The sequence below is a fragment of the Microcoleus sp. MON1_C1 genome, from assembly GCF_036701945.1.
Taxonomy (GTDB): Bacteria; Cyanobacteriota; Cyanobacteriia; order Cyanobacteriales; family Microcoleaceae; genus Microcoleus.
On record NZ_JAUBRO010000133.1, the window covers coordinates 1 to 1,486 of the forward strand.

At 45.8% G+C, this 1,486-nt stretch carries 1 pseudogene; it reads left to right on the forward strand.

Going from position 1 to position 1,486, the window contains the following annotated elements:
- Positions 1-435 precede the first annotated feature (435 nt).
- A pseudogene (locus tag QUA62_RS29160) lies at positions 436-1,486 on the forward strand (IS630 family transposase); the annotation flags it as partial.

Here is a 1,486-nt window from a genome sequence, read left to right on the forward strand (position 1 = left end):
TCGGTTCGCGCTAAACCATCCCACGGAATTTACAGCCCGCCCGCACCCCATGTGACAGTTGGGGTGCGGAATGTGGGATAGAACCCATTTGAGATCTCAGGAAGCGGCGGCAAGCCGCTTCAAAATTAGCCTGACAAAGCAGAGGTTAATTTTAGTTGTTGCATGAGATAGAGTTAGCTTAAAGTTCTTTACTAGACTGTGGTAGCTGACGGGGTGACCACCCCGCCGAAAGCATTATCTGTAGAGCTTTTGGAGCTTTTGTGGTAAAAAAAGATGGGGTCGTGATTGTGAAAAATCCCCATCTATTAAATATGCTTCCTTCATTTTACCAAATCCACCTACAACAACAGCTAAAAGTCACCGAATATCTGATATCATGTCCGGTCGATTGAGAGTGATATAATAGTGAGGAACACTACCCCCGTCAGATAAAGAATGCCGAAACGAATTGCGATCGCGCCCCATCTGAGTGTAGAAGAACTTGATTGCTCGTTTCCGTGAAGCTAAAACAACCACCCAGGCCCATCATTACCAAATTATTTGGCTCTTAGCTTGCGGCAAAACGAGCGCAGAAGTGATGGCCGTGACAGGTTATAGTCGCGGTTGGATTTACGAATTAGTCCGGGGATACAACCATTTAGGACCTGAATCCCTCGGAGATCAACGTTGCAAAAATACCGATTGTGACCCTCTGCTGAATGATGTGGAACAAGCTCAATTGTGGCAAGTCCTACAGCAGCCACCCCCAGATGGCGGGCTGTGGAATGGTCGTAAAGTAGCCGATTGGATGAGTGAACTCAAGGGTGAAAAAGTCTGTCGTCTGCATAGGGTGGGAATATCTCAAGTCAATGAAGTTTCGATTGAGAGTTCCTCGCCCGGAACATCAGGAATCAGATCTCCTCGAACAAGAGGAATGGAAAAAAAAATCTGGGTCGGTTCGTCAAGAAAATCAAGAAGCAGAACCCTTCAAGCGACGTAGAAGTGTGGTCAATGGACGAACATCGGCTCGGATTGAAACCTGTGTTGAGGCGAGAATGGGTGGATGAGTTTAGTAATGCTACGGCTGTGGTTAACTGGCGGTTTCAATGGTTATGGTTATATGGTTTCGTACATCCGAGTAGCGGAGAAACCTATTGGTGGATACTACCGTTTGTCAATAGCCAGCTTTTCGAGCGAGTTTTAGCAGATTTTGCCCGACATTGGAAAGTAGGCTCGAAAAAAAGAATGGTTTTAGTAGTGGATGGAGCCGGATGGCATTTTAGTGAAAGCGTGAAAATCCCCGACGGCATACATTTATATTGTCTGCCTTCCCACTCACCCGAACTGCAACCTGCTGAAAGACTGTGGCCATTGACAAATGAACCGATAGCCAACCGCTGTTTTAAAAGCTTAGATGAATTAGAAGCTGTTTTATTTGAACGATGTCGAAAACTGTTAAATCTCAAACAGCTAATTAGTGGTTTGACTCATTTCTATTGGTGGCCGG